Raw genomic sequence first — 15317 nt, 5'->3', positions numbered from 1 at the left:
TTTTTTGGCGTTTGAAAAAAAAAGTGAGTCGCCGTAAGGGCGAAACCCTAAGCAGCCGTTACCGCAGCAACGGATATGTACACCCAAACCAACAACATGGTCGGCCCAGAGGCCGCCAAGTCACCAGCACCTGTCCAAACCCTGAACACACACTCTGAAATATCCGGAGCCATTGAAACCACCCCCCACCTGCCCCATCTAAGACCCATACCCCATTGCGCAGGTGCCCCATGAGCGACCAGCAAGAATTCCCCGAAGACCCGAGCGAGTACGACGAAGCCGAGCAAATCGAACACCACGCTACCGGCAAAGGCCTCGCCCTGCCCGGCCAGAACCTGCCGGACAAGGTCTACATCATCCCGATCCACAACCGCCCGTTCTTCCCGGCCCAAGTCCTGCCGGTCATCGTCAACGAAGAACCGTGGGCCGAAACCCTCGACCTGGTCAGCAAAGCCGATCACCACTCCCTGGCCCTGTTCTACATGGACACGCCCCAGGAAGACCCGCGCCATTTCAACACCGGCGCACTCCCCGAGTACGGCACGCTGGTCAAGGTCCACCACGCCAGCCGCGAAAACGGCAAACTGCAATTCGTCGCCCAGGGCCTGACCCGGGTGCGCATCAAGACCTGGCTCAAACACCATCGCCCACCGTACCTGGTGGAAGTCGAATACCCGCACCAGCCGACCGAGCCGACCGACGAGGTCAAGGCCTATGGCATGGCGCTGATCAACGCGATCAAGGAACTGCTGCCGCTCAACCCGCTGTACAGCGAAGAGCTGAAAAACTACCTCAACCGCTTCAGCCCCAACGACCCGTCGCCGCTGACCGACTTCGCCGCCGCCCTGACTTCCGCCACCGGTGGCGAGCTGCAAGAAGTGCTCGACTGCGTGCCCATGCTCAAGCGCATGGAAAAAGTCCTGCCGATGCTGCGCAAGGAAGTCGAAGTTGCGCGCCTGCAAAAAGAGATTTCCGCCGAAGTTAACCGCAAGATCGGCGAGCATCAGCGCGAGTTCTTCCTCAAGGAACAACTCAAGGTCATCCAGCAAGAGCTGGGCCTGACCAAGGACGACCGCAGCGCCGACATCGAGCAGTTCGAGCAACGCCTGACCGGCAAAGTGCTCTCGCCGCAGGCGCAGAAACGCATCGAAGAGGAAATGAACAAACTGTCGATCCTCGAGACCGGCTCGCCGGAGTACGCGGTCACCCGCAACTACCTCGACTGGGCGACCTCGGTGCCGTGGGGCGTGTACGGCGAGGACAAACTCGACCTCAAACACGCGCGCAAAGTGCTCGACAAGCACCACGCCGGCCTCGACGACATCAAGGACCGCATCCTCGAATTCCTCGCGGTCGGTGCCTACAAAGGCGAGATCAGCGGCTCCATCGTGTTGCTGGTCGGCCCGCCGGGCGTAGGTAAAACCAGTGTCGGCAAGTCCATCGCCGAATCCCTCGGCCGGCCGTTCTACCGTTTCAGCCTCGGCGGCATGCGCGACGAAGCCGAGATCAAGGGTCACCGCCGCACTTACATCGGTGCGCAACCGGGCAAACTCGTGCAGGCGTTGAAAGACGTCGAAGTGATGAACCCGGTGATCATGCTCGACGAGATCGACAAGATGGGTCAAAGCTACCAAGGCGACCCAGCCTCCGCGCTGCTGGAAACCCTCGACCCGGAACAGAACGTCGAATTCCTCGACCATTACCTGGACCTGCGCCTGGACCTGTCGAAAGTGCTGTTCGTGTGCACCGCCAACACCCTGGACTCGATCCCCGGCCCATTGCTCGACCGGATGGAAGTGATTCGCCTGTCGGGTTACATCACCGAAGAAAAAATCGCCATCGCCAAGCGTCACCTGTGGCCCAAACAGCTGGAAAAGGCCGGCGTGTCCAAAGGCAGCCTGAGCATCAGCGACAGCGCCCTCAAAGCGTTGATCGACGGGTACGCCCGTGAAGCCGGCGTGCGTCAGTTGGAAAAACAACTGGGCAAACTGGTGCGCAAAGCCGTGGTGAAGTTGATCGACGAACCGAAAGCGGTGATCAAAATCGCGCCGAAGGACCTTGAAGCCTCACTCGGTCATCCGGTCTTCCGCAACGAGCAAGTGCTGTCCGGCACCGGCGTTATCACCGGTCTGGCCTGGACCAGCATGGGCGGCGCGACCTTGCCGATTGAAGCGACGCGGATCCACACGCTGAATCGTGGCTTCAAACTCACCGGTCAACTGGGTGATGTGATGAAAGAGTCGGCGGAAATCGCCTACAGCTACGTCAGCTCGAATCTGAAGTCGTTTGGCGGTGATCCGAAGTTCTTCGACGAAGCCTTCGTCCACCTGCATGTCCCGGAAGGCGCCACCCCGAAAGATGGCCCGAGCGCCGGCGTGACCATGGCCAGCGCCCTGCTCTCGCTCGCACGCAACCAGCCACCGAAAAAAGGCGTGGCCATGACCGGCGAATTGACGTTGACCGGGCACGTACTGCCGATTGGCGGGGTACGCGAGAAGGTGATTGCGGCGCGGCGGCAGAAGATCTTCGAGTTGATCTTGCCGGAACCTAACCGTGGCAGTTTTGAGGAGCTGCCGGATTACCTGAAGGAAGGGATCACCGTGCATTTCGCCAAGCGTTTTGCGGATGTGGCGAAGATATTGTTCTGATTGGAATGTAGTGCCTGGCCCACCGCTTTCGCGAGCAGGCTCGCTCCCACAGGTTGATCACTGCCCCCTGTGGGAGCGAGCCTGCTCGCGAAGGCGTCGGCATGGCCGACAACTCTGCACCGTCACACTTTGTCTCATCTTCAGTTATGCTCGCCGTTCGTCGTGAACGCCGGAGCCGCTGACCTTATGTCCCCCACTCGCTTGTTTGTCCCCCTCGCCCTTTCTTTGCTGGCCGCCTGCGCCACGCAACCGAAACAAAACGTGACCGTGGAAAAACAAAGCCAATGCCCGGTGAAACTCAACAGCGGGCAAAACCTGATCCTGACCCTGCCGAGCAACCCGAGCACGGGTTACCGCTGGGCGATCCAGGATTCGGCCGGTGGTGTGCTGCATGCCCTCAGCCCTGAGGTGTACACCAATCCGGAAGATGCAGGGATCGTCGGCAGCGCCGGTCTTTCGACCTGGCGCTTTCAAGCCTTCACCGCCGGCTCCGGACGTCTACGCCTGACCTCGCAACAACCCTGGGCCCCGGAAGTGTTGCCGGTGGAAACTTTCGACTGCGCAATCTCGGTTAACTGATCGTGGGCTGGCTGATTCTGGCGCTGATGGGCGCGGTGACCTTCCTGTATGGCGTGAGCGTACACGCGACGTTGCTTTGTCTGCTGGTCAAACCGTTGCCGGTGCTGGCCCTGCTCGGCTGGTTGCATGACGCGCCGCCCAGCGACTATCGCCGCTGGATCAGCCTTGGGCTGATTTTTTCGCTGCTCGGCGACGTGCTGCTGGCGTGGCCGGGGGATCTGTTTGTGTTTGGTCTCGGGGCGTTTCTGGTCGCGCATCTGGCTTATCTCAAAGCCTATTTGAGCGATTGCCGGCGGTTGGCGGCGTTGCCTTTGGTGATCGCCTTGATCGTTGGCGCGGTATTGTTGGGAATTCTGATTTCCCACGGCCTCGGCCCGTTGCTGATCCCGGTGATTGTTTATGGGCTGGCCATCAGCGCGATGCTCTGGCGGGCGCTGGCTCGTTTGGGCACTGATGTGCCAAAACGCTCGGCGTTGCTGGCGGCGGCGGGCGCGCTGGCGTTTGTGTTCTCCGACAGCGTGATTGGTATCAGCCGCTTTGTGGCGCCGTTTGATGCGGCGCCCTACGTGATCATCCTCAGTTACTGGCTGGGGCAGTGGGGGATTACGGCGTCAGCGTTCACCCAGAAACCGCGCTGAATTCTTCGCGAGCAGGCTCGCTCCCACATTTGATCTGCGGTGAATGCAATATTTGAGTTCGACGAGATCCATTGTGGGAAGGCGGCATTACTGACAATGCAGCTCCCCGAGTACCCCTTCCAGCCGGTTTATCAGACAACCCGCGCATCCCCCCGTCAATTTGGCTAAAATGCCGGCCTTTTCCACCCATGCCGCTGGAACCGCCGTGAGCAAAGAATCCGATCGCCTTTTCGCCCAGCCTTTGGCCCAGGTGCCTGACTTCGCCTTTAACGAGGACGTGGTGCGGGTGTTCCCGGACATGATCAAGCGCTCGGTGCCGGGTTATCCGACCATCGTGGAAAACCTCGGCGTGCTCGCCGCGCAATTCGCCCAGCCCAACAGTGTGCTCTACGACCTTGGTTCGTCCCTGGGCGCTGTGACGCAGGCGCTGCGCCGGCACGTGCGCACCGACGGTTGCCGCGTGATCGCTGCGGATAACTCCGCGGCGATGGTCGAGCGTTGCCGCGAATACCTCAATGGCCAGGACTCGATGTTCCAGGAGTTGTTGCCCGTTGAAGTGATCGAGGGCGACATCCTCGCCCTTGAGTTTCAGCCGGCCTCGGTGGTGGCGCTGAACTTCACCCTGCAATTCATCGCCCCGGACCAGCGCACCGCTTTGCTGTCGCGTATCCGCCAGTCGTTGTTGCCGGGTGGCGCGCTGATCCTGTCGGAGAAGCTGCGTTTCAATGACCCTGAAGAACACGCGCTGCTCACCGACCTGCACGTCGCCTTCAAGCGCGCCAACGGCTACAGCGAACTGGAAATCGCCCAGAAGCGCAGCGCCATCGAAAACGTCATGAAGCCCGACAGCCTTGAAGAACACCGCGACCGCCTGCTGGCCGCCGGGTTCTCGAAAGTCGTGCCGTGGTTCCAGTGTCTTAACTTTGCCTCGTTGATTGCCTTGCCATGATTGATCTCTCCCCCCTCGCCCGCCGTCTGGCCGGTACACCGCTGGCCGCCTGGGCCAACACCCTGCAAGCGCAACTCGACAAGAAAATGGAGAAGGGTCACGGCGACCTGGAACGTTGGCAGAGTGCGCTGGATGCATTGCCGAAGATCCAGCCAAGCGACGTCGACTTGCTCAATGGCCTGATGCTGGACACTGAGTGCGACGACGAAACCCGCGCACAGATGCGTACCGCGCTGATGGGGTTGTCGCCATGGCGCAAAGGGCCGTTTGATTTGTTTGGTGTGCACGTCGACACCGAATGGCGATCAGACTGGAAGTGGTCGCGCGTTGCACCGCACCTGGATCTGAAGGGCAAACGCATCCTCGATGTCGGCTGCGGCAACGGTTATTACATGTGGCGCATGCTCGGCGCCGGTGCCGACAGCGTGATCGGCGTTGACCCTAACTGGCTGTTCTTCTGCCAGTTCCAGGCCGTGCAGCGTTACCTGTCCGAACCTAACGCCTGGCACCTGCCATTCCCGTTCGAAGACTTGCCGCCGGAGCTGGAAGGCTTTGATACGGTGTTTTCCATGGGTGTGTTCTATCACCGTCGTTCGCCGATCGAGCATTTGCTGGCGCTGAAGGATTGCCTGGTCAAGGGCGGTGAACTGGTGCTGGAGACGCTGGTGATCGAAGGCGATCAGCAGCAGGTGCTGGTGCCGGAAGACCGCTACGCGCAGATGCGCAACGTGTGGTTCCTGCCGTCGGTGCCGGCGCTGGAGTTGTGGTTGCGCCGTGCCGGGTTTACGGATGTGCGCTGCGTGGATGTGAGCGTAACCACGGTCGAGGAACAGCGCGGGACGGAGTGGATGAAGTACCAGTCGCTGAGTGACTTCCTGGACCCGGACGATCACAGCAAGACTATTGAAGGGCTGCCAGCGCCGATGCGTGCGGTGATCGTGGCCCGCAAGTAATCCCCCGATCTCACTACCAATGGAGATCAACTGTGGGAGCGAGCCTGCTCGCGAAGACGGCGGCACATCCAGCATTGATGTGACTGACATACCGCTTTCGCGAGCAGGCTCGCTCCCACAAGGGCCGGTGTTTATTCAGTAGGTTTCGCGCGACGGGCCTTGAAAAACTCACTCAGCACCGCCCCGCATTCCTCCGCCAACACCCCGCCCTCAAACAACACCCGGTGATTCAAAAACCCTTGGGTAAAGAACTGCCCCTGACTCTGCACAATCCCCGCCTTGGGCTCCAGCGCGCCATACACCACCCGCGCAATCCGCGAATGCACGATCAGCCCGGCGCACATGCTGCACGGCTCCAGCGTCACATACAGCGTGCTGCCCGGCAGGCGATAGTTGCTCACGGCCAGGGAGGCGGCGCGGATCGCGACCATCTCGGCATGGGCGCTCGGGTCGTTGCCGCTGATCGGGCAGTTGAAGCCGCGACCGATGATTTCACCGTCCTGCACCAGCACCGCGCCCACGGGCACTTCACCCAGCGCTGCGCCTTGAGCCGCCAGGGCCAGGGCTTCGCGCATGAAGTCGCGATCACGGCTGCGGTCGATGATGGCAGCGGGACGAATCTGTCGCATCACGCCACCTCGATGGCGGCCATCAGGCCGGTTTCCATGTGATCGATCACATGGCAGTGGAACATCCAGATGCCGGGGTTATCCGCCACCAACGCCACTTGCGCACGCTCGTTCTTGCCCAACAGATACGTGTCGGTGAAGTACGGAATGACCTTGTGCCGGTTCGAGGCAATGACCTTGAAGCTCATGCCGTGCAAGTGAATCGGGTGCTGATACTGAGTCATGTTCTTCAATTCGAAAATGTAGCTCTTGCCCTTCTCAAGCTTGGCAATCGGGCGGTCGGCACAGGTTTTGTCGGTGATGTCCCAGGCCTTGCCGTTGATTTGCCACAGGCTCGGCGGTTTGCCGTTATCGACGTTCACCGACACCGAACCCACCCATTCGAAATTGAAGTTGAGTTTCTCGGCATTGGCCAGGTCCGGCTCGGCGATCGGATTAGCAGGCAGTGCTGGCGGCCATGGTGTCGGGGCGTCGGTATTCGCCACTGAGCGCAAAGTGCCCAGGCGAACCGGGCCGTTGCGCAGGGACAATTCCTCACCGGCCGGCGGCGCCTTGATCGCCAGGCAAATACGCATGCCGGGGCCAAGCCAGTATTCCTTGCCCAACGGGCGCGGCTCAATGGGATTGCCGTCCAGCGCATAGATCTGCGCTTCGACGCCGGGGATGTTGAGTCGATAGGTCAGGGTGTTATCGAGGTTGAGCACGCGCACCCGGGTAATCTGCCCGGCGGGCAAGTCGATCATCGCTTGCGAGACCCCATTGATGGTCGACAAACGTCCCGCCGTACCGCCACGCGCCGCTTCACGAGGAATGCTAAACGCAACGAACGCGCCCTCCTCATCGACGTGCCAGCTCTTGAGGCTGAGGGTTTTTTCGTACTTGAAACCGGTCGGCTCACGCTCTTCGATGATCAGCGGACCGACCAGCCCGCGACCGAGTTCTTCGCTACTGTTCACATGCGGGTGATACCAGTAACTGCCCGCATCGGGCACGCGGAATTTGTAATCGAAATACTCACCCGGCAGCACCGGCAATTGCGAGACGTACGGCACGCCATCCATTTCCAGCGGCACGCGGATGCCGTGCCAGTGAATGGTGGTCGCCACAGGCAGGTGATTGATGAAACGCACCCGCAGCCATTCGCCCTGGCGAACCCGCAACTCAGTCCCCGGTGCCGACGGGCCGAATGCCCAGGCTTCGGTCTTGTGCCCCGCGACCAGCTCGACGTCCAACGGCGCTGCGATCAGCTCGTAGTCGTGACCTGCGTCAGCGTCGGCCATCTTGCCCAACCAGTAACGCGACGCGCCCCCCGCCCCGACACCAACGACAACAAGACCGGCCAGGCCACCGAGGATTTGGCGACGGGTAAACGACATGAACTCAACTACCTCTGCATCTGCGATGGACTGGTGGGTCCGCAAAAGGCGAATACGATACACCCGCAGATAAGAAACAGTAAGGAATACTCGATGAAAAAACGTGTGGAGATTGTCCACTGTGTTTTCCAAAAAGAGGACTGATCGAGCAGCCAGCGCACCTTCTCCGCATGGCGTAAAAACACTTGGCCAACAACGTCGCCACTCGTCTGGACGATGGACGAGCGACTTGTCGCTCATCAGCCCCCTATTCTTCTGGCGAAGCAGCTTGTTACCGTTGAGATACGCGGCAACCTGACAAACAGAGAGAACCTTACGTAGAATGCCTCCGTGGCTATGGAACACCTTCCTTCTAAACCTCCTATGATCTAGGGGTTTCGCTCTCCACACCGCGCCTGCTTCTTGCAGGCGTTTTTACATCGGCTGTAGACACGATGCTGCAGTTCGTCCACGACGGCGAACAACGGAGAAAATCAAGGATGAATCAGGAGCTGTTCCTGCGTCGCCGTACCAAAGTTCACGTCCAGATGGGCACTGGCGGGGCCACGCGCGCTCAGGTCGCGTCGGCTGTCCGGGAAGTGGCGGCGTTCCGATGCGTACTATCAGAGCCTCTGATTGAGCAAATCGGCATGTTGTCAGCGACAGAACTCAAGCACTGGTTGCGCGACATTGTCGGAGTGCTTCGGCGGGAAACTGGCGCTCATGTGCACCACCGGCCGTTTTATCCTGACTTTCCGGAGCAGGTTCTGACGGCCTCAGAGGCGAATTTGTACCTTAACGCCGTCATACACTATCTCACCCTTCGGCGTTTGCCACCGACTGAACACTTTCGACCTGCGATGCTTGAAGGCAACTTCATATCCCGCGTTATCGAACCGGGAAGCGTCTCTGAGTTCGAGTCACTGCTCGAGCCGCTGGTTTCATCGCGCACCTCGCTCTCCGAAGAGGAAACTGCCGATGTCGTCTGGTTTGTCCGAAAGTACAAAAGCGATGTGTTCCGTCTGCTGCCTGAGGCCGTCCCGTTCCGGGAGATCCGTGCACAACTTGGCGGTGCACTTATCCTGCATGTAGGCAGCGATGCACGGGTGGACGCATTCCTGGAGCGAAACGTCGAAACGGCCACTGACGTGCTACGACTCGCGGTCGCACTGAATGGAGGAGACGTGTCACTGACGACAGCTTCGACACGTTTCATAGCTATGAAGCGCTCGATGCGCCGTCTGCTGTTGCGCCTGCTCGACCACATCCCCAACGCTACAGAAGACGTGATGCGACATGCTGAGCGCTGGAAACGCCTGGCTGAAGTACTGCATCCGGGCGACTATGCCGATAAATACCCACGAGCGCTAGCCGCCATCACGGCAGCGCGTCGCAACGAAGCGCCAGCTTCATTTGGATCACGTGTCGAAACATTGCTTGCCCAGCGTCACATCGCAACGCTTACACCCATACTGCAGAGCCGTCCTGGTGAGTTCGCACGACGGCTGGACGTGACCCTGCGCCGCGCGACGGAACCCGAGTCGGTTCTCGATGCGTTTGAGGCTGTTGCGACCCAAGTGTCCTCACCTGTCCTGCTGCAATTGCTGGCCCAGGTACGTGCTCCGCGCCCCCTGCCCCTGCGTGCTTTCACACCGAAAGGTGCATTTGCCAAAGTCTATGGCATCAAGGATCGACGCGAACCTCTCACACCCGAAGTGTTGGCTCGTGCAGCCCGAATCTGCGAGGACGCCCTCGTAATGCGTTTTGCGTCGCTGCCGCCACTAGGCCGCTGTTTCATCGATCCGGCATTACGCGAATACAGGGTACCGCTCGCACAGCGTGCTTCATCGAAATCGCTACGTACGCTGGTGCGGGGTAGTCGGTTGCCTATGCCTGACACACGTTTCATTCGCCTGTTCCTGTGGTGGAAGAACGGTCGTGAACGCACGGACATCGACTTGTCCGCCGCATTTTTCGATGCCAACTTCGTGTTCACACAAACGGTCTCGTACTACAACCTGAGGGGTTTCGGCGGCTACCACAGCGGCGACATCGTCGACGCCCCCGATGGGGCTTCGGAGTTCATCGACCTCGACATTGATGTCCTCGTGAAGAAGGGTATCCGCTATGTCGTCACATCTATCAACTCTTTCACCGAACAGCCGTACTGCGATCTTCCAGAATGCTTCGCTGGCTGGATGGCCCGCGCCGACACGGCGTCGGGTGAAGTATTCGAGCCGCGGTCCGTGTTCGACCGTATCGATATCGCATCCGACACAGATATCTGTCTGCCATTCGTGATGGACTTGCAGGAACGACGCATGATTTGGGCCGACCTGGGACTGACGTCATCTCCGCGATGGAACAACGTTGGGACCAACCTCAGTGGGATATCGTTGATGCTGCGGGCTTTGGTGCATACACCACGGCCGGATTTGGAAACTCTGTTCGATTTACATGTTCGAGCACGAGGGGAACGAGTGGCTTCGCCGCAGCAGGCACAGGTGGTATTTAAACCTGACCAAGGAATAACGCCGTTCGATACGGACTTGATTCGATCACAGTTTCTCTAATATCTGCGCCAGCCTTTGCCATCCATTGAAAACGGAAGCACTTGCTTCGAAGCTTCCACCCAGAAACAAAAATGCCAGTCAGCAAAACTGACTGGCATTGGCTAAACCCCTTCCTGCGCTCCTTCGAATCTAGCGCTGCACTCTAGTCAGGGGCCGTCAGGGCCGGACGCCCAATCTCTCCCGCTCCATTATCAATAGACGCGCTCACACCAGTAATTTATAGGTCTTAAAGACACCTATAATTTTAAAATCATGAAAAAAACCATACAGAATCAAAATCCCTCTCAAGGGCTTTTATCGCTAGGATACTGCGCCCTCAACGGCGCCGGCTTGGCCGCTCACCGGCGCAACGCAAATGCTGCAGCGTCCTCTGCACCATTAACCTCAGCGTCAAGCAGGCGCTCATAGACCGTCATCGCACGAGTTTTGATCTCTATTGGTGAACGCTGAAGTGCAATCACAAGCCCTATAAATTCGCCGTCGTACATCCCTCCAACGGTTCTTTCTGGTGATATACGTGCAAGCTCAGTTGCAGCCTCTGCGATTTCAAGCACCAGCATTTCAAAGCCAGGATATAGCAGCAGATGCTGAAGCGAACGTACAAATAGCAGCCCCATCGACTCTTTGAGCAGATCAATATTTCCTGCAACAGAAGCCAGCAGGGATCGCGTCATCTCGTCAGGAGGCAATCGCTCGCCACGATCAACAGCTGTAGATAGAGCATGAGCCTCGAATCCTCTGACAATACTGACGACCGCAATGAGGTAGGCGTGCGAGCGATTTCGAATATCTCGATCAGGTTCGCTCCATCCCGCAGCAGCCGCAAATAACACGCCACACCTGGCAAAAACATCACTCCCTGCCATCACCGCTGCGACTAGATCGCCCACCTCACCAGAAGCAGCGCTATCAACAATCACGCTAGCAGCAGCGAACTCACCACCAATCTGTCTGAGTTTATGATCGCTGTGTCTGAGCCAGAAATTGACTATCTCCTGCTGTAGGCCCATACGCATGCGAACGCGCAGGCGCAGGCGCCACAAAGATTGGACTACTGCAGCATCTTCAAACGCTGCAGGAAATCTTCGCCAGATCGCCTCAATCAGTTCGCCCACTCTTGCGGCGTCCGCCCACCAGAGCTCATGCGACCTGAACATTAGGATCCCACTCCAAACTTCGGGATCTTCAGGATGAGTAACATGGTGCTCTAACTCCGCGAGCCAACCATCACAATCCACGCCGTCACGATGGACATATCCTGCGGCGATCGCTGATAGCAGCGTGAAATTGCGCTGAGGGAGAGAGTGCATTCCACCGCCTCGGCCAAACAGCATGGCCTCAGGGCGTCGATCTGGTTTCTCATTCCGTTCGCGATTGGATCTGTTTTGCTCGGCATGACGCGCTGTTTCAGCGACCAAAACATTGGGATCACGTTGCAGCCAGCTCCGGAGGAGCATGATGTCGCGATCCTCAACCCCCTTCATACGCTTTGCGAGCTTCGCCATAGCACTGGCAGCATCCTGGTAGAAATCGCGCGAAGAGAAGCCACGGGCATGAAGATCCCAAACCAACGCCTTAGTAGTCTGGGCGCTTACCTCTTCGATCGCTGACAACTCTTGAATAGCTGCGCCCGCTACCTGCTCGTGCAGACCAGATTGGAGAAACGGAATGATACGAAGAGCACGATCTGGAAACGATTTCGCAAATGCGGCAAAAGCCCGAGACAACTCAATAACACCGCCCTTTAGCCAATGTTTCGGATTCTCATGGCGACCAGCTTTGTCGTTGACTGCGTTGAGCATTTTGATTATCGCGTCGTCATTTGCCCTTGCCATCTGATCATGGCTCATGGGGGACTCAACGAACCGCGCCAGCCTCCGGCCTCGGTGCTTTACCTGCGGTAGGGGCTGCTCGACCTTCCACTCCTCAACTTGCCTACGACGCCGAGCCGTCAGCACTTGTACTGGTAGCTCGGCAAGCAAACGCAATCGCCGCTCATCAGACCAACGCAGTAACATCAGTCTCTGAGCGGGATCTTGCTCTTCCTGTAATTCCTCCCTCCAAGGCTCCCAAGACTCGATATAGTCGCGAATCCTCTCGATATCATCGTGGGAGAGGTGAGGAATGACTTGGGCGATCAAATTGCTTGATGACCAGCCACAGATCATGTGACCAATACCTCTTTCATCGTCGAACATGTCACTACCTAGATGAAGGCGTCGCTGATCTGCGAAAAGGAAAGAGAGCGCATACTCATTAAAAAGTGCCGGATTCGCCGCCAAAGTGTCGGCAACTAGCGACTGAACCTCGTCAATTTCTACAGCTACAACAGTAGCAAGCAAGGTGCGCACGCCTACCGGGTCAGAAACTACAGACTCTTCGAGCACACTCTGCAGAAGCTGCATCAAATGGCCCTCGCCAGAGTCATATTTCCAATCGTATGGAATAGATATCGACTGCGGATACCTATGCCCAGGCCGTCCATCGCCAACCTCTCGTGATGCCACCCCGACAAACCAAGGCAGGAGCCGTTCGGCACAATATAACGGTGCGGCTGCGGCAATCTTTTCAACACCATAAACCTTGATGCCGTTGTACCGATCCCCGGTCTGTGTCTCAGCCCAAAATGAGATGAGATCTAAAGCAACGCGGGTATTACCGTTCTCATGCAAAGTTTTGGCGTAATGGGATATCGCCCAATCTGCCAGCGCCGTTCGACTGAATATCTTACGGACATGGGCGATTGCACGATCGGACGCAATACCAGAGCGTTCGCAGATACTAAACACGTCTCCGTCATTCGAAGCATCCGACCAATAGCGGTCGACCAGATCCATAACGTGGCTCGAGTCCTCCGCAACCTCTCGAACGAGCAGCATGGTCGCATTCCAGCGATGCTTTTCGTCCTGCAGAAGAAAAGGTAGGAGCGCCAGCAGCCCTGATCTCCAGCGCGGCCATCTTATCGCTACCTGCCTGAATGCCCGATTCGCAAGTGCATGATCGTTTCGTGCCATCCAGTCTACCCAAGCAATATCACTTAAGCCTGGATCATCAGTACTCGCTAAATAATCGGCCACAAGATGGCGCAAATGTCTGCGCGTCCTGGGGTTTGGTAGCAACAAGCGAATAGCCATCTCGTAGGAAGGCACATCAACCCGACGCATATGCTCAAGGCCGCGCAATATTGTGCCCCGCGCAAACAACCCTTCCTGGCGACTCCAAGCGTAATCAGCCAACTCTTCTGCGGTTCGAAGCGTCTTAGCCTGGAAATCATCGAGCCACGACTGATGACTAAAGCCGATGTTGGCATCCTCGCGAATAACGATGCCAATCGACTCGGCCCAACGCAGCATCTCGCTGTAGTCCGGGTCATAGTGAGCCGCTGGCCGCCAGAGGCTCTCATACTGTGTCATGTCGGCTGCAAGCTGACGCAAGAACGCCATACACGAAACCCGTCCTGCCCCTGCGGGTAGTTTCTTGTCGAGCCATCGATCAAGCAAATTTGCTGCTGTCAGATCTGCGGGGTTCAAGCCAGATTTGACAAGATCGACGTATATACCTAGAGCAAATGGAGTACGTAGCGTCTCTTTGAGGCTATCCGGCACCACCGTGGCGTCGATACCGAGCTCACCGAGCAGCGCGGAAATCCGCTCGAACGCAGGCAGGGTAAGTAGTAACTCATCCGCATCAAGCAACCTAAATCGAGCGTCGAACTTCGCCTCAAATGGTCGAGAAGAAACGATGACATGGATGGGAAGTTTATTGTCCTCTTGACCTTTTACTTCCTGAAGCCGAGACGCAAGGCGAAGCAAGACCTGCATGCGCTGTGAACTCTGGTCCATCACTTCACTGACAGCGTCAAGCTGATCGATGATTAGTACAACCGGACCTTCAGCCGCTAGCAGGAGAAGTTCCTGCTCGATATCACCTGACATGCCAAGATCGCGAGCGAGATCGGCGAAGTCCATAATATCTGGGCTAAGCATGTCGGCCTTTATCGCCAGCACAATTTGGCCGCGAGCTTTGAGGGCACAATACAGCTCAGCGAGAAGTGCTGACTTCCCAGTTCCTGCTCCTCCTACGACCAGCGTGGAGCCTGCAGGATGCCGACTGATCCGCTGGATCAGATCGTCGAACTCTGGTCGTTCTATATGCTGTCCCCAAATCATTTGAGGCCAGTCAGCCAGACCGCGTGACCCGCGCGTAATGTCATCCTCAACATCATCTCTGGTAAATGTCGTTGTGCTCTTTGAAACCAAGCCGACTGCAGCGAACCGAGCCTCAATCATGGCCTCGGCATCCTCCAGAGCCACGACAAGTTGAACTTTGAAAAACCGCTGACGGACAGCAGGAATGCGTTCCAGTAACGCATCGAGGTCGACTGGCCTAATAAGCTCATATTTCAGACTTTTGAGGGCCGTACTGATGCCTGGCATAACAGCCTCGATCTTAAGTGTCGAGAATGCCTCATACTTTTTAATGACGTCGGTAACCAGACCTAAAAGCTCTGCTTCATTGGCAGTTAGCCAAGTCTGTGACGTGTCAAAAAAATCGGTTGCTGTACTTGCAGGATCCGAAGCAAGGGCAAGAATAAAGCGGAAATCGGTCGGGTCCGGCATAAGCGCCGGCTCAAGCACGACATTTAGAAGGAACTTGATTACCTCACGGAGCGTGTCCGGCCGAGTGAAACCAGCTTTAACCTTTTTGCACTGAATAAGCCCAACCGGCCGCTCATCCTTCGTGAGCCAAACATCCCGCCCTTGGTCAGCTCCTGTGACCATCAAACGAGCATTGCTGTACCACGGCAAATCAGACGCACGCCCTCTATAGATGCTGTACAGGAGGAGTTCAAAATCAGCGTCCGTTAACGCAAGATAATTTGCTCTATCTGGTCCCACGCGCCCTTCGTCTACGGCTTCGACGTGAGCGTATGCAACGTTAATCTCATCATCTGTGAGGAGTTTCATTCTGGTCTTCCATGTTTGACGATACC

Annotated in this window: 9 protein-coding genes; 6 read left to right on the top strand and 3 right to left on the bottom strand. The window is 57.5% G+C overall.

The features are described from left to right. The first annotated feature begins 230 nt into the window (after positions 1-230). From lon to cmoB, 5 genes are all read left to right on the top strand, one after another. Positions 231-2648 (top strand): endopeptidase La, encoded by a 2418-nt coding sequence (gene lon, locus AC07N8_RS25680; protein ID WP_123435002.1) that lies wholly within the window; start codon positions 231-233, stop codon positions 2646-2648. A gap of 186 nt (positions 2649-2834) precedes the next feature. Further along, the gene (locus AC07N8_RS25675) at positions 2835-3227 is read left to right on the top strand and encodes a protease inhibitor I42 family protein (protein WP_483842920.1); all 393 of its coding nucleotides are present in this window, start codon (positions 2835-2837) and stop codon (positions 3225-3227) included. Between the two features lie 2 nt (positions 3228-3229). Beyond that, on the top strand, positions 3230-3865 hold the full coding sequence (locus AC07N8_RS25670; RefSeq protein WP_483842919.1) for a lysoplasmalogenase: 636 nt from the start codon (positions 3230-3232) through the stop codon (positions 3863-3865). 169 nt (positions 3866-4034) lie between these two features. Next, complete coding sequence (gene cmoA, locus AC07N8_RS25665; RefSeq protein WP_493146378.1) at positions 4035-4814, top strand: carboxy-S-adenosyl-L-methionine synthase CmoA; 780 nt, start codon at positions 4035-4037, stop codon at positions 4812-4814. Beyond that, the gene (gene cmoB, locus AC07N8_RS25660; protein ID WP_493146376.1) at positions 4811-5767 is read left to right on the top strand and encodes a tRNA 5-methoxyuridine(34)/uridine 5-oxyacetic acid(34) synthase CmoB; all 957 of its coding nucleotides are present in this window, start codon (positions 4811-4813) and stop codon (positions 5765-5767) included. The genes cmoA and cmoB overlap by 4 nt, the downstream gene beginning before the upstream one ends. A gap of 131 nt (positions 5768-5898) precedes the next feature. Here the strand turns inward: cmoB and tadA are convergent, their stop codons facing one another. Next, positions 5899-6396 carry a tRNA adenosine(34) deaminase TadA gene (tadA, locus tag AC07N8_RS25655; RefSeq protein WP_493146374.1) on the bottom strand — a complete coding sequence of 166 codons (498 nt, stop codon included), beginning with the start codon at positions 6394-6396 and terminating at the stop codon, positions 5899-5901. Then, the gene (locus AC07N8_RS25650; protein WP_493146372.1) at positions 6396-7772 is read right to left on the bottom strand and encodes a multicopper oxidase family protein; all 1377 of its coding nucleotides are present in this window, start codon (positions 7770-7772) and stop codon (positions 6396-6398) included. The genes tadA and AC07N8_RS25650 overlap by 1 nt, the downstream gene beginning before the upstream one ends. A 434-nt stretch (positions 7773-8206) precedes the next feature. Here AC07N8_RS25650 and AC07N8_RS25645 point away from each other — a divergent pair, with 434 nt between their 5' ends. Beyond that, positions 8207-10324 (top strand): TerD family protein, encoded by a 2118-nt coding sequence (locus tag AC07N8_RS25645; RefSeq protein WP_493146370.1) that lies wholly within the window; start codon positions 8207-8209, stop codon positions 10322-10324. A 338-nt stretch (positions 10325-10662) separates the two neighbouring features. Here the strand turns inward: AC07N8_RS25645 and AC07N8_RS25640 are convergent, their stop codons facing one another. Continuing rightward, entirely contained in the window at positions 10663-15291 is a 4629-nt protein-coding gene (locus tag AC07N8_RS25640) for an NACHT domain-containing protein (RefSeq protein ID WP_493146368.1), read from the bottom strand. Positions 15292-15317 lie beyond the last annotated feature (26 nt).

It is taken from the genome of Pseudomonas sp. GW821-FHT10C09, from assembly GCF_059415465.1.
This window is presented reverse-complemented; position numbering and strand designations above follow the sequence as displayed.

Coding starts and splice junctions, on each gene's coding strand:
- lon (WP_123435002.1), top strand. CDS start 231: ATGAGCGACCAGCAAGAATTCCCCGAAGACCCGAGCGAGTACGACGAA.
- AC07N8_RS25675 (WP_483842920.1), top strand. CDS start 2,835: ATGTCCCCCACTCGCTTGTTTGTCCCCCTCGCCCTTTCTTTGCTGGCC.
- cmoA (WP_493146378.1), top strand. CDS start 4,035: ATGCCGGCCTTTTCCACCCATGCCGCTGGAACCGCCGTGAGCAAAGAA.
- cmoB (WP_493146376.1), top strand. CDS start 4,811: ATGATTGATCTCTCCCCCCTCGCCCGCCGTCTGGCCGGTACACCGCTG.
- tadA (WP_493146374.1), bottom strand. CDS start 6,396: ATGCGACAGATTCGTCCCGCTGCCATCATCGACCGCAGCCGTGATCGC.
- AC07N8_RS25650 (WP_493146372.1), bottom strand. CDS start 7,772: ATGTCGTTTACCCGTCGCCAAATCCTCGGTGGCCTGGCCGGTCTTGTT.
- AC07N8_RS25645 (WP_493146370.1), top strand. CDS start 8,207: ATGCTGCAGTTCGTCCACGACGGCGAACAACGGAGAAAATCAAGGATG.
- AC07N8_RS25640 (WP_493146368.1), bottom strand. CDS start 15,291: ATGAAACTCCTCACAGATGATGAGATTAACGTTGCATACGCTCACGTC.